General features: G+C 47.1%; 2 protein-coding genes. Both read left to right on the top strand.

All coding sequences use genetic code 11. The features are described from left to right. Nucleotides 1–309: formylglycine-generating enzyme family protein (locus AC3G7N_RS21730; protein ID WP_489424207.1), on the top strand; the 309-nt coding region annotated here is incomplete at its 5' end. Nucleotides 310–371: 62 nt separating this feature from the next. After that, nucleotides 372–605, top strand: a 234-nt coding sequence (locus tag AC3G7N_RS21725; protein ID WP_489424206.1) for a LacI family DNA-binding transcriptional regulator, incomplete at its 3' end; no start/stop codon positions are given.

The raw sequence follows: 605 nt of genomic DNA, 5'->3' as shown, positions 1-605 counted from the left end.
AATGATGGCGAGGATGGGTATCTTGGAACAGCACCAGCTAAGTCTTTTCCAGCCAACGGATTCCGTTTATATAATATGTCCGGAAACGTGTGGGAGTGGTGCTCCGATTGGTTCAGCAGGGGGATTCATGCACGGGGCGGAAAGGACAACCCGAAAGGACCTGATAGCGGAGACAGCCGGATCATTCGCGGCGGCTCCTATCTATGCCATCGTTCGTACTGCAACAGGTACAGGGTGGCTGCCCGAAGCTCCAATACACCGGATAGTTCGACAGGCAATATGGGCTTTCGCTGCGTAAAAGATGGTTGAAAATCCTGAATTGCTTTATACTTTATATAAAAGTCGCTGAATTGGAAGGGAGGCCAGATCAAATGGCAACAATCAAAGACATCGCAAACAAAGCCGGTGTATCGCCTGCCACTGTATCGCGGGTACTTAATTATGACGCCAGTTTGTCTGTTGCGGATGAAACAAAGAAAAAAGTGTTTGAAGCCGCAGAAGAGCTTTCCTATCGAAAAAGACCTGGGAAACGCTATACCGGACAAAAAATTGCCGTGGTTCACTGGTATACCGAAAAAGAAGAACTGAGTGATTTGTATTATTTA

This window comes from Virgibacillus carmonensis, from assembly GCF_057836705.1.
This window is presented reverse-complemented; position numbering and strand designations above follow the sequence as displayed.